At 47.1% G+C, this 23,447-nt stretch carries 14 protein-coding genes; 3 read left to right on the top strand and 11 right to left on the bottom strand.

Annotated features, from left to right (window positions below):
• Both HMPREF3190_RS06165 and HMPREF3190_RS06160 read right to left on the bottom strand, forming a co-directional pair.
• On the bottom strand, positions 1-3,243 hold a 3,243-nt coding region (locus tag HMPREF3190_RS06165), incomplete at its 3' end, for a leucine-rich repeat protein (RefSeq protein ID WP_156425748.1).
• A gap of 97 nt (positions 3,244-3,340) precedes the next feature.
• Complete coding sequence (locus HMPREF3190_RS06160; RefSeq protein WP_066781401.1) at positions 3,341-4,297, bottom strand: magnesium transporter CorA family protein; 957 nt, start codon at positions 4,295-4,297, stop codon at positions 3,341-3,343.
• Between the two features lie 659 nt (positions 4,298-4,956).
• On the opposite strand from HMPREF3190_RS06160, the gene HMPREF3190_RS06150 reads away from it, so the two are divergent.
• The gene (locus HMPREF3190_RS06150; RefSeq protein ID WP_449676330.1) at positions 4,957-6,297 is read left to right on the top strand and encodes an MATE family efflux transporter; all 1,341 of its coding nucleotides are present in this window, start codon (positions 4,957-4,959) and stop codon (positions 6,295-6,297) included.
• On the opposite strand, the gene HMPREF3190_RS06145 is transcribed toward HMPREF3190_RS06150, so the two are convergent.
• The 3 genes from HMPREF3190_RS06145 to HMPREF3190_RS06130 all read right to left on the bottom strand — a co-directional run bounded on the left by HMPREF3190_RS06145 (position 6,233) and on the right by HMPREF3190_RS06130 (position 10,573).
• Entirely contained in the window at positions 6,233-6,694 is a 462-nt protein-coding gene (locus HMPREF3190_RS06145; RefSeq protein WP_082715214.1) for a nitrous oxide-stimulated promoter family protein, read from the bottom strand. The two genes, HMPREF3190_RS06150 and HMPREF3190_RS06145, sit on opposite strands and share 65 nt — an antisense overlap.
• Before the next feature lie 223 nt (positions 6,695-6,917).
• Positions 6,918-8,681 (bottom strand): amino acid ABC transporter ATP-binding/permease protein, encoded by a 1,764-nt coding sequence (locus HMPREF3190_RS06135; RefSeq protein WP_449676328.1) that lies wholly within the window; start codon positions 8,679-8,681, stop codon positions 6,918-6,920.
• Positions 8,678-10,573 (bottom strand): ABC transporter ATP-binding protein/permease, encoded by a 1,896-nt coding sequence (locus HMPREF3190_RS06130; protein ID WP_066781393.1) that lies wholly within the window; start codon positions 10,571-10,573, stop codon positions 8,678-8,680. The genes HMPREF3190_RS06135 and HMPREF3190_RS06130 overlap by 4 nt, the downstream gene beginning before the upstream one ends.
• Positions 10,574-11,225: 652 nt before the next feature.
• Here HMPREF3190_RS06130 and sdaAA point away from each other — a divergent pair.
• On the top strand, positions 11,226-12,854 hold the full coding sequence (gene sdaAA, locus HMPREF3190_RS06120; protein WP_066781390.1) for an L-serine ammonia-lyase, iron-sulfur-dependent, subunit alpha: 1,629 nt from the start codon (positions 11,226-11,228) through the stop codon (positions 12,852-12,854).
• A 163-nt stretch (positions 12,855-13,017) separates the two neighbouring features.
• Here the strand turns inward: sdaAA and HMPREF3190_RS06115 are convergent, their stop codons facing one another.
• The 4 genes from HMPREF3190_RS06115 to HMPREF3190_RS06100 are packed head-to-tail and all read right to left on the bottom strand — an operon-like array spanning position 13,018 to position 17,021.
• Positions 13,018-13,884 (bottom strand): J domain-containing protein, encoded by an 867-nt coding sequence (locus HMPREF3190_RS06115; RefSeq protein ID WP_066781388.1) that lies wholly within the window; start codon positions 13,882-13,884, stop codon positions 13,018-13,020.
• Positions 13,877-14,755, bottom strand: coding sequence for a DUF5685 family protein (locus tag HMPREF3190_RS06110; RefSeq protein WP_066781386.1), 879 nt, complete (start codon positions 14,753-14,755; stop codon positions 13,877-13,879). Before HMPREF3190_RS06110 ends, HMPREF3190_RS06115 begins: the two co-directional genes overlap by 8 nt.
• Positions 14,756-14,763: 8 nt before the next feature.
• Positions 14,764-15,219, bottom strand: coding sequence for a hypothetical protein (locus HMPREF3190_RS06105; RefSeq protein WP_066781384.1), 456 nt, complete (start codon positions 15,217-15,219; stop codon positions 14,764-14,766).
• The gene (locus tag HMPREF3190_RS06100) at positions 15,219-17,021 is read right to left on the bottom strand and encodes a lipopolysaccharide biosynthesis protein (RefSeq protein ID WP_449676325.1); all 1,803 of its coding nucleotides are present in this window, start codon (positions 17,019-17,021) and stop codon (positions 15,219-15,221) included. The genes HMPREF3190_RS06105 and HMPREF3190_RS06100 overlap by 1 nt, the downstream gene beginning before the upstream one ends.
• Positions 17,022-17,420: 399 nt before the next feature.
• On the opposite strand from HMPREF3190_RS06100, the gene HMPREF3190_RS06095 reads away from it, so the two are divergent.
• On the top strand, positions 17,421-18,887 hold the full coding sequence (locus HMPREF3190_RS06095; protein ID WP_156425750.1) for a dicarboxylate/amino acid:cation symporter: 1,467 nt from the start codon (positions 17,421-17,423) through the stop codon (positions 18,885-18,887).
• Between the two features lie 269 nt (positions 18,888-19,156).
• Here the strand turns inward: HMPREF3190_RS06095 and HMPREF3190_RS06090 are convergent, their stop codons facing one another.
• Together HMPREF3190_RS06090 and HMPREF3190_RS06085 are read right to left on the bottom strand one after the other, a co-directional pair.
• Complete coding sequence (locus tag HMPREF3190_RS06090) at positions 19,157-22,225, bottom strand: phosphoenolpyruvate carboxylase (RefSeq protein ID WP_082715212.1); 3,069 nt, start codon at positions 22,223-22,225, stop codon at positions 19,157-19,159.
• 200 nt (positions 22,226-22,425) lie between these two features.
• On the bottom strand, positions 22,426-23,403 hold the full coding sequence (locus HMPREF3190_RS06085) for an SPFH domain-containing protein (RefSeq protein WP_156425747.1): 978 nt from the start codon (positions 23,401-23,403) through the stop codon (positions 22,426-22,428).
• Positions 23,404-23,447: the final 44 nt, after the last annotated feature.

Genomic DNA, 23,447 nt, shown 5'->3' with positions numbered 1-23,447 from the left:
AGCTACAATGGCTGTGTCACTCTTATCAAGTTTTTGAGCAATATCGTTTGCCGTATCACTTGCCATCTGACCTGCAACACGCTCAACTTCAATGCTGAGACCTTTAAGCTGTGCTACAACATCGTTACTGATGGCGTTTTCTCCACCGCACACAACTACTTTGCTTGTTTTAAGACGTTTAAGTTCTGCTATGGTTTGTGCTGGTAGTTGATTGTGGTGTGTAAGTAATACAGGCGCATTTAAGCTTCCAGCAAGTGAGTTTGCAGAAAGTGCATCCCAATAGCTCTCACTGGTTGCAAGTACTACTTCTTTTACCGGATCAGGAAACGCTGTTTGCACGATTTGTTGCATGGTGTCTTCTGCAGTGTTACCAGCAATGCGCTTGGTTGCCTGATTAAAGCTTGGAACGGGAGTTTCTTTACCTGGCTGTGGTTCGGGACGTGGCGCAGGTGCTGGAGCTGGCGGCTTAGGAGCTGGTACAGGAGGCACAGGTGCAGGAACAGCAGCTTTTTCATACACGGCAGTAAAGAGCGTGTGTTGTGTTAGTTGAGTTGCTTTAATCTCCTCTGAGCTTAACACTGTGTCAGAGCCCTGTGCTTTCCATCCTTTAAACGTAAAGTCATCCTTTGCTTTTACGGTAGGAACATAATCAAGCGTTGTTTGCGGTGCATATGTTTGAACGCATTCGCCTTTTTCAATCACTCCATTAGTGCCACAATCAAAAAGCGCAACAAATCCAGGTTCAACGGTAAATTCCTGCTTTGATATAAGTGATGCAGAGCTATTACCAGGCTGCTTTTCAAGATTTACTTGTGGATACTGTATCGTACTGCGCTTTCCTGCTACTAAGTCAACAAATGCAAACCCTGGTATTGCTTTTAGATGATACTCTGCATTGTCGCTTTTCTTTACTTGAAAATTTGCCTGAGCTGAATTAGTTCTACCATTAGGAAAATAGCCGAATTTGTGAATAGGATACATAACATTCTGAGAATCGTTTATATCGAATAATGCAAAGTATTCCTCTTTTTGACGCTGCAGACCGTTCTTCCTTGCGGAATAATTGTTAAACTTTAGTTTGATGTTGTGTACATCAATAGCGTCACAGTTACCCTTTTTGCCTGGTTTAATATCAATACTTGAAATATCGGTAAGTGTAATGTCGCTACTTTGGTCAATATAAAATTTCTTATACGCATTAAAAAGCTCTTGCTTCAACTTATTTTTTGTATCTTGATCAACATAAACTAATTGCTTATTAACTTTTTTTGCAACGGCATCGTTAGCAAATAAGATATCTTTAGGTTTAGTAGTTCCAATAGTATTAAACGCAGTAGGAACATCATTGCCATCGGGGCTTGTATACACATAATCCACTAAACGCGCTAAATCGATAATATTTTCGGGAAGTGCTTTATACTGCACAACAGTCGCAGGGTGCTGCTCTCCAGTCCCTGGCTGAGGTACAGCAGGAACAGGCACTGGAGCAGGAACAGCCGCTTTTTCATACACAGCATAGTAAACAGTATGTTTATTAAGCGGCACTTTCGTAGGGTCAACAAGATGGCCATCGTCGCCATCATTAAGCACGCCAGCAGGCTTGGTAAGCGACCAACCCTTAAATGCAAGCCCCTTATGAGCGCTCACATGGGGCACTTTATTCGGCGCATATCCGCACACAACCGTCTGCCATAAATTATCAAGCGTATCGCCATTTTCACCAACATTAAATAAGGCAACTGCGCCAGGCTCAAGCCCAAATCCCACGTTTTTGTGCTTTGGATGCGCTTCATCTTCAATATCAGGCACTATAACCGACAAATCGGTTTGCGGACTATGTTTAAGATTCTCGGTGTCATCGGGCTTAAAGAATGCAAGTCCAGGCATATTACATTCAATTTCATACTTCTCTGGCGCTTCTTGCGAGTTATTACGCAGTGGTACAAGAAAATCAAGACGCAGCATAGTAGGCGTTGTGTCATCAATAGCTTGCAAACGATACAAACGGCTGTTAGGACGTGTAGTATCACGCAAACCTACTTCAAGATATTTTGCGAACAGAGATTTTTTATAAAGAGGCGTCCAGCCATGTACACCAATTTTAAGTGTTTCAACAGGAGCTGAAAAACGTTCAAGCGAAGGCGCAGTTCCGGTTTGCGTTTCTCCTTGCTTGCCAAGCTCAAGATAGCGAGCGGCAAGCTCCTTGTTAAGCGCTTCTACTTGCCGCTCATCAATATTGCGGAAAAAATGTGCTTCATAAGCTTTTTCAAGAAGCTTAAGCGTATCCATTTTTTGCTGAGGCGTAATCCAGCGTTCTACTTCAATGCCATTTTTATTGATACGAACACCCTTACTGGGAACATCCTTACCATCAGCGCTCACATAAAAACGATCGAGAATGCGTTGAAGTGAACTTAATTCTTCACTAAAAGGAGTAAATGTGTTGGGGTTAAGCGTTGTTGTTTCAGCAATAATAGTATGATTTTGCGAATTTTTCAGATTATGCGGATTAGTTTTATCGATAGTATGAAGCGTTGCTTTCTGCTCGGGCTTATTGCCGTCATGTTGATACTCAAACGCATTAGGAGCTACAAATTCCAAGCTTTTTGGTATAACAACATCAGGAAGATTGTTATCATAAAACGCACGAGTTTCTATTTTTGTTATGCCTTCAGATAAACGCAAGGACATAAGCTTATTTTCATTAAATGCATTTTCAGGAATTGTAGTTAATGAAGCAGGTACATCAAGAACGCTCAGTTCATTCATCATAAACGCAGCTTTACCAAGGTGTGCCAGTTTGTCTGAAATCGATAGTTCTTTAATCTTACATCCGAAAAAGGCTTTTTCTTCGATAGAGGTAATAGTGGAGGGTATATACACACTTGTAAAGACTTTTTTCTTAAATGCAGCCTTGGCAATCTTCGAAATATCAAGATTATCGTAGCGCGCAGGCAGCACTAAGGTTTTGCACGTTTGGAGTTTTGTTTCGCCTGCTTGCGATAAACCTTTAACAACTGCATGGTCGCCTTCTTTTTCAATGACAAAATTGTCAACCGACCACGCTTCAGGAACTGCTGCATCACTTTGAGTGGAAGCGCCTTGAGTAGCATCAGATTGTGTTGCAGAGTTTGCTATGTGAGTGCTCGCATATGCTTTGAGCGGTTGTGCAGGTATAAAAGCTCCTGCTAAGACAGCACTCATAACGCATGATCCTACAATACGCATTGGTGTTTTCTTCATGAGATCCCCTTTTAATTATTCTTGTTGCAGAATTATTCTCTATAAAGATAATAACACAATGCGTATAACCGTGCTTATATAAATTTTGAAATGGAAACTAAATCAGGCGCTTGCGGCGCAGAAGCACAATGGCAACAACGCAGAGTGCCGCCGTGATAATCATCGGCGGAATCCAGTCGGCAGCAAAAGGCAACTTATCTTCTGTGTTCATGCCATAAAAACTAAACACGATCGTTGGCACAGAAAGTACCAGGGTAACAACCGTTAAAATACGCATAGACTGACTTACATTATTGTTAATGATAGTGCCGAAGGTATCCATAGTACCTTCCAAAATGTTTGTATAAATGCTTGTCATCTCGATAGCTTGTCGAATTTCGATAAACACGTCGTCAAGTAGGTCTTTATCGTCATCATATAAGCGAATGATCTGCCTGTTTTTAATGCGCGTTAGCGTCGCTTCATCGGCTTTCAGCGAGGTGGAAAAATATACGAGCGATTTCTGAAATCCGAGCATTTTAATAAGCTGTTCATCGCGCAATGTTTCGCGCAGAATTTTTTCGTTAGCGTTAAATTGTCGGTCGATGTTGCGCAAACATTGCAGATAGCGCTGCGAAACGTGCAGCAAAATGCGCAGCAAAAAGCGTGTTTTCAAGTTCGTATTGATATTGCGCACGCGCCCCGACAAAAACGCTTCAATGGTTTCATTGCGGCGCAAACTTACCGTAACAATCACATCTTTTTCGGGAATGAACAGCAACGATAGCGGCTGCGTTTCATACTGCACGGTTGACGGATCGTCACTTTCCTGATCGTCCTCAACGCACGGGCAGTCAACGATAACAAGCGCTTGCTTTGTGTCGTCGTCAAAGTCGGTATGCGAGCTTTCTTCTTCGTCGAACGCTGAACGCACAAACTCAGGAACAATGCCTAATGTCTCTTGCAGCCATTGTCGCTCTGATTGGTCGGGCTTTACCACGCTAATCCAACAACCTGGTACAGGAGCAGGAATTTTTGTTGTTCCATCAGGGCCAGTTTTCATGCATTCAATCATATGCCCTCCTTGCGTGCGCTCCATACCATAACTTGAATAGTATACCGCTTTGCTTGGTGTACTATCTTTACAATTCGGAAATTATTCGCTTATGAAAAAATTGCAGTTCGTGTGAATGCAAAGGTAAATACCCCATCTTTCGATACAATACAGAAAGGGATATTTGGGAAGAGGCTCTAAAAATCGCTCGGACGTGATCGGGTGCGTGGTTGGGCACGAACTCGGAAACGTGGTCGGATGCGTGGTGGGCTCCGAACTCGGGAACATGCTTGAGCGCGGGAACGAAAACAGGAACGTGCTTGAGAACGGACGCAAGTTTGAACGCGAATGCGAGGTGCGGGCTCGTATTTGGGCACGGGCGCGGGAACGTGGTTGAACGCGTAGCTGGGCACGCGATTGAAACGTGTACGAGCAGCAGGAACGGACACGGGAACATGGTTGGACGCGGCTTCAGAAACAGGCGCGCAATCGCAAACGCGTTCGCAACGAGCTCGAACACGCATGTGAATCAAGACGCGTCACCAGCATTGCAAGCGGCGCGTCAGCACCATGTGAAGCGCTGCGCCAACAGCGTTACACACGACACACGTTCGCACTGAGAGCCACACAGGTACAAAAACAGCATGCGCATCGCTTGCGTTTATGCTGGTGAGGATACTATGGAACACACATTAACTGAAGGTCGCGTCAGCACCGCGCTTTTGCGTTTTGCATTGCCCCTGTTTGCGCTTAGTTTAGTACAACTGCTGTACGCAACAGTCGATGCACTCTGTGCAGGCAGCCTTCTTGGCACTGACGCACTTGCAGCTATCGGCGCAGCAAGTTTTGTTGTAGTGCTTTGGATTAGCTTCTTTTCGGGTCTTGCGTTAGGTGCAAACGTGGCTGTAGCCAGCTATTTTGGCGCGCGCAACCACGCAGGCATCTCGGCAAACATCCACACGTCGCTTATCGTTTCGCTTATCATAAGCGCCTGCATTGGGCTTGTTGGCAGCATCATGGCATTTCCCCTGATGCAAAGCCAAAACGTGCCCGAAGAAATTTTACAAAGCACAGCAACGTACGTTCAAATTTACTTTTTAAGCTTGCCGTTTTATGCGCTGTTCGACATGGGAGCAGGCATTATGCGCGGTCTTGGCAATTCAAAAATCCCGCTGTACATTCAAGGTATCGGAGGCGTGCTTAACGTTGGATTAAACCTTGCGTTTCTGTGTCTTTTGCACAGCGATGTTGAAGGTATCGCCTGGTCAACCTTAATTGCGCAAGGAATCGTGTGTGTGCTTATGCTGCTGTGCCTTACCCGTTTGCACGCCGATTATGCGCTGCGCCTGCGCAAGCTGCGCATTGACGCGCACGAATGCAAACACATACTGTCCATTGGCCTGCCATCTGCGGTTCAAGGCGCGCTTATCACGTTTTCAAACGCATTTATACAAAGTATCATTAACACGCTCGGCACGCACGAAATTGCTGCATTTACGGCGTATTTCAAGATAGAGATACTCTGCTACGGCCCACTTATCGCACTGAGCCAGGCGCTCAGCGTATTCACAGCGCAAAATTTAGGAGCGGCACAGTATGCTCGCGTGAAACAGGGTTTACGGGTAGCCTGCGCGCTGGGCTGCGGCTTGTCAATTCTTTTCCCAGGTACGCTGTATTTGTTCGCCGATACTGTTGTTGGCCTGTTCACACACGATGCGGACGTTATTGCCATCACGGTAAGTATTATGCGCGCCGTATTTCCACTGTATTTTATTTACGCGTTTGTGGAAGTGTTCGTAGGAATTTGCCGCGGCGGTAAAAAAACGCTGTACGCGATGCTGGTTATCTTGAGCTGTTTTGTGGGCGGACGGTGCGCATTGTTGCTGTTCACGCCGCTAACAACGCTTGGAGCGCCAGGTGTTGGATACGTGTTTCCCATTACGTGGAGTGCGGTTCTTATTTTGATGCTTGCGTACTATTATTTTGTTTTTCGAAAGCGCGTGCTTTGCGCGAATCGATAATATGTTCCAGAACGCGACCAGGATTAACGAGCATCATCCGCGGCCCTGCATAGCGCATGACTTGGCGAATTTGTTCGCGCTTCGCAGGCGCATAGCAATGAATTTTGCATGACGAACAAAAGGTTTTCGTGTCCATCACCCTGCACGCACGAATGCGCGCAGACGCGTATTCAAGCAGCTCGCGACACTCATCGCACAGCTGCCCTTTGGCGCTTTTGTGCACGCCGTGACAATAGATGCCTATCATGCGCGACACGTTGCTTATTTCTTTGTCTTGCTTTTCGCGGCGCTCTTCAGGCGTAAGCGGCCGATTATGCGCAACGCCATGCGCGTCAAGCGACGCCTGCGGCGCTGCGTTGCCACCCTTGTGTTTTACCTGTTCAACATGTTGAACCATGCCAATCCCCTCTCAATGCACACTGACGTGTACCGCGGCGTGCGTCAGGCGAAACAACGCCTCCAACGTGCGAAAACATGCACCGCATCCACACACCACACCCAACCGCGCTCGCACATGCGCCCGTTCCCAACGCCGTTGCTGGGCTCAAACACGCGCCCAAACCCAACGCCGATGCTGCGCTTGAACGCGTTCCCGCGCTCAAGCGCCCCCGCACGTGCAGCTATGACACTCGTCCACAATCGAGCGTATAATGCACATCGGCGCTGTTCATCGTGGATGCGCGATGCGAAATAAGCACCACGGTTCGCTTCCCCGCAAGCGAGCGCAAGCTGCTTAAAATAACCGCCTCGTTCAGCGAGTCCAAATTACTTGTTGGCTCGTCAAGAAGCAAAAACGAACTGTCGTGCAAAAAGGCACGCGCAAGCCCCAAACGCTGACGCTGACCACCTGACAGCGACGCACCAAGCTCGCTTACCTGCGTGTCGTAGCCTTGCGGCAAACTCATAATAAAGTCGTGAAGTGAGGCGCGCTTACATGCTTCTTGCACATCTTCAAACGAAGCGTTCTCGCGCGCAATGAGCACGTTTTCTTTAATAGACATATGAAAAATATACGTATCTTGCTCAACAAGAGCCTGACCTGCGCGTAAAGAGCGCGTTTCAATCGTATCGATAGGAACATCAGAAAGTAAAATGCGGCCTTGTGATACGTCCCAAAAACGCATCAACAAACGGCATAAACTCGACTTGCCCGAGCCGCTTTTACCTGCTATACCCACAATTTTGCCAGCAGGTATTTCAAGGGACACATCGCGAAGTACGCACTCGTTTGTATTCGGATATGAAAACTGAACCTGCTGCACTGATGCACTTGTTGGACGCAACTTCACGCCCTGTTCCACATCACGCAAGGCAGGCTTTTCAGCAAGTAAGCTTAATACACGTTTGCCCGATGCAAGTGTTCCTTGAAGCGATGTTCCTAAATTAGCAAGCGCAACAACAGGTCCAAACGATGAGAACAACAAAACTGATGCAATAACTCCATCAAGTGGCAGCATGCTGCCTTGCTGAACAAGAACAGCGCACACACACAGCTGCACAAGGCTCAGCAGCATAATAAGCACACCCGCAACAGCAAACGACAAACCTGCTTTATCCGACACCACTTTTTGGTGCTCAAGCAGCTGTTTTGATTGTGTAATCATGCGTTCAAGACGCGCTTCAATGGCAGAAAATTGCAACACAACTGCCAAACCGCGCAAATTTTCAAGCACGCAATTTGTAAGATCGCCTGCTTTTTCACGTACCTGCAAACCAATATTACCCATATATGAATAAATCCATACAGGCACAACAAGACCAACGATAACATACGAAACCAGCGCAACAAATGCACACCACGGGTGCAGAATACCTGCGCATATTACCATAATAATGCTGGTAATACTGGCTATCAATACGGGCGAAATAGTGTGCGCATAAAACACTTCAAGTAATTCTATATCCGACGTGATAAGCGAAATTAAATTCCCCGCCTGTGAACTGCTTAATTTTGCAGGGGCAAGCGTACGCATCACGCCGAACACCTTATCACGCAACACGGCAAGCAGCTTAAATGCGATATAGTGATTACACAACTGCTCTAAATAACGCAAACATCCACGCAATATAGAAAGCGCTATCAGTACCGATATAATAAAGGGAAGAAATTCTGCATCATGGCTGGTAAATATAAAAAAGTTACTAGGAAGATTGAGGATAACGCCAAGTCCTGCAAGTGCAATAACAGGAATAAAAATAGCACACAAAAATCCCAGTACGCCAAAGATTACCGCCAGTGTTACAACGCCAGCAAATGAACCTACTAAACCCAACATACGCCAAATACAAACAGGAGCACTCATCGCATACGCATCGCTGCTGATGTGTGCATTATTGGGACGTGCATCAAAATCTTCTGGCATCGATGTTGTAAATTCATTCATTGAACTTCTCCTTTGCGAATGTTCTCTAATGCACTTTGCTGGTTCCATAAGCTGCGATACATATCACACGTTGCAAGCAATTCTTCATGAGTGCCCCATCCAACGAGTGCTCCTTCATGCAGTACAAAAATGCGCTGAGCATGAACCACATTCGCCAAGCGATGCGAAATAACAAGCACGCCTTTTTCGCGCGCAAGGCGCTCAATAGCAGCATTGATATGCTCTTCTGATTCCACGTCAATATTGCTCGTTGCTTCGTCGAATATGTAGTAAGGCGTATTATGCAAAAGCGCGCGTGCAAGACACAAACGCTGACGCTGACCACCTGAAACATTTAAGCCTTGTGCTTCGATAGGCATGTCAAGACCACCTGCGTTTTTAACAAACGATGCAATATTGGCTTTTTCAAGGGCGTCCCATAATTCAGCATCGGTGGCATGCGGACGCGCCATGCACAACATTGAACGAAGCGTACCACTAAACACATAATCGCCGGTAGGAACGGTAGTAATAGTGTCAGAAAGCGCTTGCAAACTAAGCTGCTGCACAGGGATAGATCCAATAGTAAGCGAGCCGGTAAAATTGAGATACTCGCCTGCAATCAGGTGTGCCAAGCTTGATTTGCCAGAACCGGAAAGTCCCACAACAGCGCACATACCTTGCGCAGGAAGCGTCATCGTAATGTTGCGCAACACGGGCGTGCTTGCGCACGAAGATGCGCTCGCGGCTGATGGCGTGCTTTCAGCTGATGGCGCGCCTGTTTGGGTGCTGCTTGGTGACACGTTTGTATCGTCGCTGCTTGGTGGCGCGTCTGTTCCTGCGCCGCTTGCTGCTACCACGCCGTCATCTGCAGCTTCCTCATCACGTGAAACAGATGGATACGCAAATGTCACATCTCTAAACTCGATAACAGGTTCGCCTTCAACGCGCGCAGTGCCACGCTGCTGCTCGCTTTCATTCAGAAACGTGAAAATTTTGTCACTTGCCGACATACCATTCATAGCAACATGAAAATACGATCCCAGCGTGCGCATCGGAATGAAGAAATCAGCTGATACCAATACGATAAACAAGAAACCAAAGACATCAAGGGCGCCCGTTACCATCTGGTATAACCCAACGCTCATGCCTGCAACAGCGCCACCTAACGCTACAATATCCATCACAATAATCGAATTGAGCTGCATGCGCAGCACACGCATCGTTGCCAAGCGAAAGTTTTCAGCTTCTTCATTCATTTTTTCGTGACGCAGCGCATCGGCCTGGTAAATTTTCAGCGTTACTAACCCTTGCAAATTCTCCAAAAACGTGTCGCCAAGATTGGTGTATGTATCCCAATATTTGCCCATAACACGCTTTGCAAGCTGCTGTATAGCCATAATCGTTGCAGGAATAAGAGGCACAAATACAAGCAGCGCAATAGCACTGGGAACGTTAACAAAAAGCAGAACGATAAACAAACTAACAGGCGCAACCACCGCGTACATCAGCTGGGGCAAAAATTTTCCGAAATAAATTTCAAGTTGCTCGGTACCTTCAACCGTTGTTTGAATAAGCTCGGCACTTGATGAATGAGACGATGCGCACTTACCTAAACGCAAAAGCTTTTCATAAATTTTTCTGCGAAGTGCAAGTTTTACATCACGCGCTGCCATATACGAAAAATGTTCAGCAATTTTGGCAGATGCGAATTTCAGCACCAATGCTGCAGCAAAACAAGGTATTACCAGCGCAAAGTTTATGGGTGATTTCGCAATCATTCCTGCAAGCACTAACGCTAGGCTGTATGCGAACAAAATGCCCGCAATAAGGCCTACGAACTGAGCTGCAACTGTTTTGCCAATGGCAGTTTTAGCTTGAGGCACAACGGACAAAAGCCGCTTATCAACCATGGTTTACTCCCTTTTCTAGTATGGTCTATCTCTTCTTATGTACATTCATTTCTTATGCAAACGTGTTACTTCTGTATGCTTATTGCTTCTGTATGCTCACTACGTATGGAGAACATACCACCAATGACGCACTAGACTCCATAAAACAATAAGCTACGCCGCGGTATGAACTTCAATCTGCTCTAAACGTCGTTCGTTGTACTATCACGCCCTATGCTACGATTAAATGTATCATATAAAGGCATTGTTGCGCATTAAGCAGGCAAATTTTGCACGGTTTTCGCAAGAGTGTTCGGTACATAATACAACGCACCTACGCATGCATAGTACAACGTATATACGTACACTTACCGCTTTGTTAAAACCGCTAACACTATTACCCTTTCGTGTCGCTTATTTTTGAGCACAAGTACGGTATAACCATAAACAGCAGTGTTACTCGCATATCGTAGACACTCACGAGCGTAAGCAACAATGTAGCAAGGCAACAAAAGCGTATACGTCTTACAATCAAACATAATGTGCAAGTACTGTGTTGCATAATAGCAAGCATGCGAACCATGAAACAACGGTGATACGCCAAAAAGCTCATTTGTTAGAACATTGTTAACCACCCATAATTCATGCAAACAGACGAGAAGTTAAGGTAACTATGAAGCAATTAGGATTACGCGATATTATTGGTCCTGTAATGATTGGACCATCCTCTTCCCACACAGCTGGAGCATGCCGCATTGCGCTTATGGCGCGCAACCTTCTTTGTGCGCCGCCAACACAAGTATCCTTTACATTGTATGGCTCGTTTGCGCATACCTATCGTGGACACGGTACCGATCGTGCGCTTGTTGCAGGCATTCTTGGATTTCAGCCTGACGACACGCGCCTGCGTACGTCATTTGATGAAGCTAAGAAACGCGGCATCAACATACGCATCATTCCTGACACTGAAACCGACGCAGGTCATCCCAATACGGTTGATATTCACGTTGTTGATGCAAAAGGAAACGAGCTTGATGTGCGCGGGGCGTCAATCGGTGGAGGAGCAGCTGAACTGCGCAAAATAGACGGCATCGACGTTGCGATTACGGGCGAATTCAATAACATGATTGTGCATCAAAACGACTCACCAGGCGTGCTTTCGCACATAACGTCGTGCCTGAGCAGCCAACACGTAAACATTGCAACTGTTTCGCTTCACCGTAGTGAAAAAGGTGGCGATGCGTTTACCGTTCTTGAAATTGACGATACCGTACCTGAGCATACAATTGAAGAAATACTCGCGCATGACGCTATCAAAAGCGTGCGTTTTATCCCAGCTCCCAGCGCGCAAGCAAATTCTGATGCCCTTGAGGCGGCGCTCTATCCGGGTGATTTGGAACAGCAGCTTGCACGCTACAACTTTACATCGGGAAAAGAACTGCTTGACGCATGTGAAAAACACCAAATGAGCATAGGTTCACTCTTTGAGAAACGCGAGCACGTGCTTGAAAGTTTAGCTCCCAGTGACGCACGAAGCACCGATGAGTACCTCGATTACATTGTAGAAGTAATGCACGAAGCCACCCATACACCGCTTACCCATCCGCAAAAATCAATGGGTGGGCTTATCGGTGGTGAAGCGGCACGCGTGCACAACTTTGGCGAACAGGGAGTACTTTCGGGGCAATTCCAGCTGCTGTGCCAATACGCGCTTGCTGTTCTGGAAACAAATGCTTCAATGGGTCGCATTGTTGCCGCTCCAACAGCAGGTTCGTCAGGCGTTATGCCCGCTGTCTTGATGTCGATGCGCGATACCTTTCACTGCACGCGCGAACAGATGCACAAAGCGCTCTTAAACGCCGCAGCTATCGGATATTTAATTGCGCGCAATGCAACCGTTGCAGGTGCTGAAGGAGGATGTCAAGCAGAAATTGGTGCCTCAAGTGGTATGGCGGCAAGTGCGGTAGTGGAACTTATGGGTGGCAGCCCTGAAATGTGTCTTCACGCTGCATCAACTGCCATTTCAAACATTTTGGGGCTCGTGTGCGACCCTATCGCCGGTCTTGTGGAAGCGCCGTGTCAGATGCGAAACACCACCGCAGCAGCAAATGCGCTGATGGCAGCACATTGTGCTTTGGCAGGCATCAAACATATTGTGCCTTTCGATGAAACGGTAGAAGCCATGTATAAAGTTGGGAAAGCTCTGCCGATGGAATTGCGCGAAACAGCACTCGGTGGTATGGCGGCATGCCCGAGCTGCAAAAACATTAAGCCTGATGGTGGATGTAGCGGGTGTCATTAAGACGCAGCACGAAACAATGCGGGTATAACACAGTGCACCGCCGCGCGACAATGAAAGTGTGACGCAGCGCAACGCACATACAAAACGTGGGATGCTCTGTTCCCCGCACAATCCCGCTTGGTACACTACGCGCCACACAACACATTCATGCACGAGAGACCCGCTAGAAACACGGGCGCACTCCCGCAAGCCCACCAGCAGAAATGGCAGAAATGCGACTGCACGAACCCATGCAAATATTCAGCGCAACAATAGCGCAGCAACATTCAATACAACTGGCGCTCGTGCAACTAAAACCGTGACTACGTGCTTGATCTTCATAGCTGCGCGGTGCACCCTGAAACGAGTTATATACACGTCTGAAGTCGGCATTGTTTGGTTCACGCTCGCACGCGCGACGAATTTGCTCATAGGCAAGCACCGTGTTCCCAACCCCATAATTTGCAAGTGACGCCAGGTAAAGCCAGCGTGCAGTGCGTTTTTCAGGCGCGATAGCGTCAAGTGTCATCTTAGCTTGCTCGTAGCGATTTGCATTCAGATGATCAATAGCAGCACGCATCTCAGCGCTATCAGAGATGTTCGCTTCGGGATGAATATCATGCGGCCCTTCACCTGCATATTGATACGCGCCAAAAATGTCTTCCCACGTAAAATTGGTAGTCGTCCATGTAAAGGGGCCACCAAACGGATTTGCAAACGGATTACCGTCACCAAATGGATTGCTGGTTGGGTTTCCATTCGGACTGCCATAAGGGCTTGCATACGGATTGCCAAACGGCGAAGAATATCCTGTTGTACCTTGCGCATACGCTTCTTGAGCGCGGCGGCGTGCATCTTCACGCGCAAATTTTTCAGGATTAGTAAGACGCTCATACGCTTCGTTGATCTCATTCATACGAGCAGCAGCATCTTTATCGCCTGGGTTCAAATCAGGATGATTTTCGCGTGCTTTTTTTCGATATGCTTTTTTAATCTCATCGCTTGAAGCACCGGGAGATACTCCTAGTATTTCATAGGGCGATTTACTCACTCTGTTCCCCTAACGTCTGTTGCTGTGCAACTTCATACTTTGCGTTAAACTGCGCCCATACACCTTCATACAGTATGCTTCTCATCAGCGTGCAATCTTGCACAAGCGGCAATTTTTCAAACGCTTCACAAGCATACCGCATACATGTCGATAAAATCGAGCGCATTTCTATACTTGTTAAAGAAGTGTCTCGAAAAACATTAAACGTAGCGTTTGCGCAGTCTTGCTCAACATCAAGCGCCGCATCCATCAAATAGATGAACTTACCCAGCCAAAAGCCAAACTCGCGCAGCAAATCCTGCCAGCGATCAGGGTATGGTGCAAAAATTTCCCCGAGAACAGCACCAAACGTTGCTGCTGCTTTATCACCCGCTTGAAGCAAAGCGTTGCTTTGTGCAGATGACGCGTGTGTCCGCAGTGCCGTTTGTTCGATGTCCGCAAGCGCTGCAACTCCCTGCTCAATAATGTGCGCTTGACGGGGAAACTGTTCGCTTGCTGTGCGATACGAACGTTGTGCAAGAAGCGATGCAATGCGTGCGGTGCGCGATGCGTTGTCAACCCAGTCGTCCAGCAGCTTAAAATACGCAAACAGCACATTCATTGACGCAGCATAATGCAAGGAGCGCGCCGAGAGCGCAGGACGATTTGCAATTGGGTGAAAAACGCACGAACCGTTCACGCTGTGTTCTTCATCTTCGTACAGCGACAAATGCACCAGCGCCAAAAATACGCAGTCGTAGCTTAGTGACAAACGCGAAAGCTGCCCCGTGTCGTGCTTCAAACAGTGACACACACCGCAGTACACGAAGCGATAACGCTCCACCTTAGCGGGCGACAACACATGAGCAGGCGGCGCAACAATACCAAACATAGCTGCTCTTACGTGCGATACGTGTGCTTTTTATGGCACGATGGGCAGGTAGCAGACACTTTGCCTTTGCCTTTCGGCAAGCTGAAATATGTTTTACAGAACGGACACTTCTTGTAGCACTTTGTAGTGCGATGACGAATGCGCAGGCGGGTAATTTTGATGAACTGGCGCGGCGCGGTAGTGATGCGCAAAAACGCCAAATTTTCACGAGAACGCGCAGTGTAATTGCATGAATACATGCGCGCAATGCAGATGATAAGCAGCACTGTTGTTGCGTAACTTATAAAACGCAACGGTGGAAAAAGCGACAGCACAATACAAACGATAGCTACACCAAGTAAAAAGCGATTTAAACTATCGGCACCGTAGCGCCCTTGCATCATGCGCGCAAGTTTTTCCTGAAAGCCGCGAAAAGGAGATCCTCCTGAAAAGGGAGAGCCTGATCCTTGATATCCACGCGCCATTATTCCCCACTCCTTTGACCTGCATCACCTGCATATTCAGAACGGACAGTGTGACCGCCAACACCACGACCAGCAGCACTGCCACCGACAGCTCCAGCAACACCACGTACCTCAGCACCCGCGCTACCACCACCAACAGCCATGCCGCCAGCACCTGCAACGCCCGTTCCCGCACCACCACCAGCACCATCACCAGCGCGTTGGCGCGACAAACGCTGCGCTAAACGCTCGCGAGCATCTTCTTTCGCATTAAAACTCTCGTCATTCGGATCGATGCCAATTTTTTTTGCTTTAATTTTGCGGCGAACTTTTTCAAGCTCATCAGACATAATAATTTGACTGATAGTGCTTACCGACGAAACATCGGTATGCGGTTGCAGATCTTCGTGACGTGAATACGCCTCGCGCGCAGCTTCGCACGAAGGGTTGTGAACGTACTCAATACGAACGGTAATATATTCGCGCAGCAACAATACCAGCAAAATAGCCATCACAACCAAATAGCCGATAACAGCACCTTGGAGCCCCGTGATGTTCACCATAAGCAAAAGTACCAAAATCGAAAATCCAAGCGTAATGAAATAAAGCTCGGTAACAGCCTTCTGACGTCGTAAAATAGTGATAACCTGATACAAAAAATCGATGCCTGCGGTAACGCCACCAGCAGCTATCATGATAAGTGCCAGATTGGTGTGCTCCGTGAAATCAAGACCGTACATAAGCCCTAATAAACGCACACCAAACAGGTTCATCATAAAGCCAACAATCAACGTAATTACCGCAATAAGCACCATCATAGCAATAATGAAAATATCAAACTTCTTACGATGAGACACATCAGCCCACAGCTGTGACATGCGCACAAGCTGTGGTTTGTAAATAAAACCTACACTTAATAACACTGCTTGTGCAGGAAAATACAGCGCGTTAAAGTACAACTGATTGTCGTAGCTCAGCACACCGTCCATTACAAATTTTGGCATACTATCTACCAGCGCATACATAAACAGAGCTGCAAAAAGTGGCAAGCAAGCCTTGAACAAACCAACCACGCCCGTAATATGCAAAGGACGCGAGCGCGGCGTTTCAAGCAGCGCTAAGGGGAACGTCACCAGAACAAACGTAATAAGCGCACCGATAAACATCGCATATGACGCAAATACAACACTGCGTGTAATTGCAAGCACAATAATAAATAAAATAAGCGCAAGCCCCGAGCGCAACGTTTGCGAAATTCCACCAAGATAAAGCTTATCAACCTGCTGTAAGCGCCCCTCATACGCATCGGCAAGCGCATCTATCATCTTGAACAAAAATACTGCAATGCACAGCTGCACTAATTCATCAGAGTATCCACGTAGCGTACAATACGCATACCCGCATACCAGCATAATAACGCAGGTTATAACTCGATGAACTTGATAGTCTAAAAATGAATGCGATTCATGCAAGTCGGAAATTTGATACGTACGCGCGCCGTACGTTCCTACGATATACAGCAAATTAGCAGTTACAAACACGATGGAGAACATACCAGCAACATCCACATTGCACAGCTGCGTAACAATAATGGTAAGAAGCGGGAACAACATTCCCCACGCGATAAGGCCAATCGTGTTCCACAGATAATCACGGCGCGTTGAGTGCGCTTCGTACTGCTCATCAGCACTTGAAAATCCGCCGTCATTCATTGCGCCAACAAGTCTATCCCACCACGCATTCAAAATTTTGGTCAGCGGATTTTGCTTGCGTGGGCGCGACGAGCGCGAAGGACGCATCGAGTGCTTGCGTTTTAACGGCATGCCGGTATATGCTGCATAGCTTGTACGCGATGCACGTGGAGCAGAATCCGGTGTGATGTGCTTTCTTGATATGCTCTGTCTGTTATCTGGTAGATTCACGCTTATAAGGTCCCTTCATTATCGTCCTTTTTCCTCTTATAGTACTGTATTACTGCTACGCACACGGCTCACAATAATTGACTTACGTTAAAACCATATTAAAAGACGTTCAGCATAACTCTGAACGCGAAAAGTTTTCGATACTATTACAATATCACCGTAAGCTTTCGTGTCACCACGCGTACACTGTACAGAAATATATAGATGCGACAACGCGATCTCACGATGCTTATACCAGCAAGTTTGCGCACCGCAGTGTGTGCATTATAGTTGAAAGGCAGTTCTATGCAAGCAGATAGTATGCAAGCACAAGCTCCCTGTTCAAAGGCTAAGCGTCCTAAACTTAACCAAACAACATGGATCTTAATTTCGCTTATTGCAGGCGCTCTCGTAGGAATCATTCTCAGCTTTTTTGTACACAAAGGCGATGTGGTAAGTGCCTACTTTATTGAAGGCGTGTGCTATGTCGTAGGGCAAGGTTTTGTACGCCTTATGCAAATGATAGTAGTTCCGCTGGTCTTTTGCTCGATTGTGGTAGGCGCAGCATCGATGTCTGACCCCAAAATGCTGGGCAAAATTGGTGGCGGCACCATTGCTATGTATTTACTTACCACAGCACTTGCCGTTCTTATTGCGCTTGGCATTTCGCATTTAACAAACCCCGGCCTTGGCCTCGATTTAGACTCTGTTGTGCGCGTAACGCCAAAAGCTGCAGAAAATCAAACCATCCAGCAAGTAATTCTTAATATTATTCCAACCAATATCTTTGCTGGTATGGCAAAAGGCAGCATGTTACAGATTATCTTTTTTGCGTTGATGCTCGGTTTTATTTTGGGACATTTGGGTAGCAAAGTGGGTACCGTCAATCGCTTTTTTACGCAGTTCAATGCTGTGATGATGCGCATGATTTCCATCATCTTGAAAGTTGCTCCTATCGGAATTTTCTTTCTTATGGTACGCACATTTACGAACCTAGGCTTTACAGGCGTTTTGCCGATGCTGAACTTTATTTTGACGGTTTATTTAGGTCTTGCTATTCAGCTGTTTATTGTATACATGCTTATTCTGTTTATCTTTACGCGCATCAATCCTATTCACTTCCTGAAAAAATACATCCCTGTTATGCTGTTTGCATTTACAACGAGCTCGTCAAATGCGTGTATTCCGCTTAATATGGAAACGCTTGAAAAGCGCATCGGTGTACATCCAAAAGTTGCATCGTTTACTATCCCCCTGGGTGCAACAATCAACATGGATGGTACTGCTATCATGCAGGGTGCAGCAGTTGTTTTCGCAGCTCAAGCCTTTGGCATCGACCTTACGACCGCAGCATTCTTAAGCGTTGTCGTAACAGCCACAGCAGCCTCAATTGGTACCGCTGGTGTTCCTGGTGTGGGCACTATCATGCTGACGATGGTGTTTACCACAGTTGGACTTCCTGTTGAAGGCGTAGCAATGATTATGGGCATCGACCGTATTTTGGACATGGGGCGTACGGTTATCAATGTTACAGGCGACGGCGTTGTTACCACCTGCATTGCAAATGCAACGGGGCTTTTGAAGCGTGACGTGTTCAAAAACGATAGCATTCAGGCTGTTAATCCGGAAGATGTTGATTTAAGCACCGAGCCACAAGATTATAACGACTTTACCATTGCTCCTGAACGAAGCGAAATTGGCGGTGCTGGCAACATGGACAAATTTGCTGAACTCGAATACCCAGCAAAGAAGCAAAAAACAGAGCAGAAAGCGCAGCAAGAGCACTAAGTTCCACGTGCGTGTAGGTTTTAAACTACTAACCAGCCTGTTCATGTATACGTATGAACAGGCTGCTTGTTTTATGCTTATGTACGAACGAGCTGCTTGTTTCACATTTCGCTTCGCACAAAAAAATAGCATCGTCGTTGCGACGGTGCTATTTGTATAACGGCTTTATTTTATATGACGATGGTATTTTCACATCGCAAGAAATGTGCGCACGTAAGACATACGCACAAGGAAGAACATACATCCAGAAACGAACAGCCACAAGGCACTTAACCGGTGTTTTGCAAGCCTGCAGCAACTCCTGATACCGTACATAAAATGAGGTACGTATAATCGTGTAGTTCCTCGGCGCTCAGCGTATCGTGATGCTGGCGCAACTGTTCCAAAGCGCACACTTGCATCGCAGAGAGCACGTTTACAAACGGCGTTCTACTGCGAATAAGCGGGCCAAGCACGCGGCGCTTTTCAAGCGGCCATCGATTGCCCGTAATCGACAGCACCCATTGCAGCGTGCGTTTCATTTCATCTAACACCAAAGTAGACAAGTCGCTGCGATTGCCCAACGCAAGATAGCGTTCAGCAAGCCGTATGTCGGTTTTTGCAAGTGACATCTCGATGTTGTCGATAAACGTGGTGAACAGCGGCCAATTTTTATACGCACTTTGCAGGCGCTCAAGTGAGCCAAGCTGCTGACATGCCCAGCCAAGCCCATACCACGCAGCAAGGTTCGTGCGCGCTTGCGACCAGGAAAAAATCCACGGAATCGCACGCAAATCGTCCAAAGAGCTTGCTCCTAAATTACGTTTTGCAGGTCTACTACCAATAGGCATAAGACCAATTTCAGTAAGCGGTGTTACTACCGAGAACCATTCCGCAAATCCTTCAGTGTGAATAAGATCCAAATAGTGCTGCTTAGATGATTCCTCCAGCTCATCGGCCAGCGACTGGTAGTTTATCATTGCCGTAGTATTCAGCGCCTCGACAGAGGGTGCTGATTGCAAAAGCGTAGCGCCAGCAACTGATTCCACATGACGACGTGCAAGCACAGGGTCACCATAGCGTGCAAAAATAACTTCACCTTGTTCTGTTAGTTTAAAAAACGCATTAACCGACCCCTTGGGTTGAGCAAGAACCGCACGATTAGCTGGGCCTCCCCCGCGTCCAACCGCGCCACCACGCCCGTGCATCAACACAAGATTGATATTGTGCTCACTCGCCCACTGCGCTATGCTTTGCTGCGTTTTGTGCAGAACCAAGGTTGCCGATGTTGGACCTGCATCTTTTGAGGAATCAGAATAACCAAGCATAACTTCAAAGCGATGATTTGTTTCGTCAAGACGCTTTTGAACACACGGAAGTTTAATAATGCCATTGAGTGTATCGATTGCGTTTTCCAAGTCTTCTACTTGTTCGAATAAGGGAATAACATCAAGTGTTGGCATGTCAGCTTCGCACGCAAACGCCATGCGTGCAAGCGTATACACATCTTGCACATGCTGCGCCGATTTCGTAAAGGAGATAATGTAGCGCCGCGCAGCGTTTACGCCGCTTTTGCGCTGAATTGAAGCGATAGCGCGAAACGTATCGAGCACTTCACGCGTCATAGGTTGCAAGGCGCTTTCATCGTCGTGAGCGTGAGCGCGAAGGTCAGCCAAAGCGCGTTCATGAACCAATGAATGCTGACGAAACTCCATTTCAACCATGGAAAATCCAAAGGTTTGTGCCTGCCAGATTAGGCGCTGGAGCGCGCCATAAGCCTCACGATAGGCGCCAGCCGCGACCAGTGAATTTTGCACGATACGCAAATCGTTAATGTAGTCTTGCGCCGAAGCATATAACATGTCGGCTTTGCGGTCGATAGTTGCGCGAAGGCGCAGTTCAATGGCGTATAACACAGCACGGTGCAGCTCATTTGTTGAAAGCGCTGGCGTGCGCGCAGGAAGATCTTCGCTCATTTCAACATGACGTTTCCACAAGGCGCGCACATCGCTTGAAGCTGGCGTTGAAACGGCGTCAAGCGTTAACGTTGCTGCAATAGCGCGCGTGGCACTTGCGAGCGTTTCAAGCATATGCACGCGGAATTTTTCAGCAACTACACGGCTTACCTGCGCCGTTACGTTGGGATTGCCGTCGCGGTCGGTTCCAATCCAGCTGCCAGGCTTGAAAAAGGCAGGGCATACCGGGGACACACAGCCAGCATCATCCCCCAATTCCCAATCGTCAAAGCGACGATACACATCAGCTACCATGTTAAAAAGCGTATGGTCGAACACGTCAATAATAGTATCAGCTTCCTGAACAGGTGTTGGTTTTTTTACACCAATAGGTGATGTGCGCAAAAGCGCGTCGATTTCCTCAAGCATGCGGCGCTCGTTTTCGGCAAGCGACGGGCCACCTAACGAGGCACGCTGTTCAAGCAATGCTGCAATGCTGCGAATACGCACTTCAACTGTTTTGCGGCGCGCCTCAGTAGGATGCGCGGTAAATACAGGATGAAATTCCAAGTTCGTAAGAATGCGTTTAGCCTCGTGAGAGCCGCATTGCTCGCTTAATTCCTCGTATGCAGCATTCAAATCGTTATTGGAACTCACGCCCGTATTGTGAGCGCGCGACACGGGAATATCCTTTTCGCGAGCGCGTAGAGCGCTTACGCGGTAATGTTCTTCGCATAAATTTGCAAGATGAAAATATGTCGTAAAAGCGCGTGCCAGCATGATTGCCTGGTGTAATTCAAGTGAAGCAATGGTGTTCATAGCACGCTCGAACGCTGCGCATGTGTAGGTATCGCTTTTAGCGGCAGATGGGCCAAGCTGGGATGTTGCAGTGCTAGAGGCCTGCTGAGTGGCAGAGTTTGCAGCGGATGTTTGAGTTTCCCATGGTTTTGCGTCATGCAAACGCGCATAATTGTCAGCTTCTACAAAATCGGCAAGCAACGTATCAAATACATTGCGCAAACTATGATCGTATTCTGAAATCACACGGCGAATAAGACGTAAAAATAACGTCATAGATTCGCGCAGCTGTTCAGGAATATCAACATGATTAAGCGGTGAACGCAACAGCGTATCGCTTTCATGCAGCTGAGCATGAGATGCGCTTTGCTCCTGTTCAGATACCTGTTCAGGTGTGTATTCAGAACGAGGGCTTTCTTCCTGCTTAGGAGCCTGAGCAAACGAGTGCTCAAAAGCGTGATTGGAAGTAGCGCCCTTCCCCTGCTCAGTTGTGGGTTCAGAAGCTGCGTTCTTCCCTTGACCAGCTGCGTTCTCGGAAGCAACGCATTTCCCTTGTTCAGACACTGCATGCACGCAGTGCGAATCAGTGTTTCTTGAATGTGCCATGGAAACCCCTTAAGATCGTTGCTTGCGCCGAAACACAAGCATCATGCACAATAATGCCATTATAGAATGCTTCCGAACATAAACAGGAGCTAAGCACTATCTAGAAATGCAAAATTTACAATCACGTATGCGGCGCATAAAAAAACGTGCAAGACACCGAAATGCCTTGCACGTGTAGTGCGCTGTGTATGTTTGCGACGTTACGCTTTCGTATGCTTCGTATCAGCAGGTACGGATGGCTTGTCTGCTTGCACAGCGTGCGTACCATCGCTTACCACTTCTTTCAGCGAAGCCGCAAGACCTGCTAAACCTTGCAAATTTGACGGAATAATCAGCTTGGTTGCTTGACCTTTTGACACTTCTTTCAGTGCTTCATACGCTTGTAGCGTTAATACCGAGGAATCAGCTCCAGCGTTCTTAATCATCTCAATACCAGCTGCTTGCGCTTCCTGCACGCTGCGAATTGCCTGCGCGTGACCTTCCGCTTCACGAATTTGACGCTCGCGCTCGGCTTCTGCAGCAAGAATAACCATTTGCTTTTGTGCCTCTGCGGCTAAAATTTGTGCTTGCTTTTGACCTTCGGCAATCGTGATAGCGCTTTGCTTTTGACCTTCCGCTAACAACACCGCTTCACGCTTTTCGCGCTCAGCTTTCATTTGCTTTTCCATAGCTTGCTGAATTGCTGCAGGTGGAGTAATATTTTTCACTTCTACACGATTTACTTTAATACCCCACGCATCAGTAGCTTCATCCAAAATAGCGCGCATTTGTGAATTGATAGTATCGCGCGACACAAGTGTTGTATCTAAGTCTAAATCGCCAATAATATTACGAAGCGTTGTCGCAGTAAGATTTTCAATGGCGGTAATCGGTCGCTCAACACCATAGCAATACAAACGCGGATCCATAATCTTGAAGTAAATGATCGAGTCGATTGACATCGTAACATTGTCTTTAGTAATAACAGGCTGCGGTGGGAAGTCTGACACTTGCTCTTTGACGCTTACGTGTGCGCGCACGCGGTCGATAAACGGCAGCTTAACGTGCAAACCGTTGTCCCACGTGGTGAGATATGAGCCTAAACGCTCGATAACCATCTTTTCTGCTTGAGGCACAACTTTGATGCATGACAAACAAAAAAAGACAAAGATAAGTATAAGGACAATAATAACCAGCATCGCAACATCTCCTTTCAAGATGGTTTTTACAACAGTTTGCAGCG

Source organism: Umbribacter vaginalis, assembly GCA_001552935.1.
Classification (GTDB): domain Bacteria; phylum Actinomycetota; class Coriobacteriia; order Coriobacteriales; family Eggerthellaceae; genus Berryella; species Berryella vaginalis.
The sequence above is the reverse complement of the archived record's forward strand: the minus strand, read 5'-3'. Positions and strand labels throughout refer to the sequence as shown.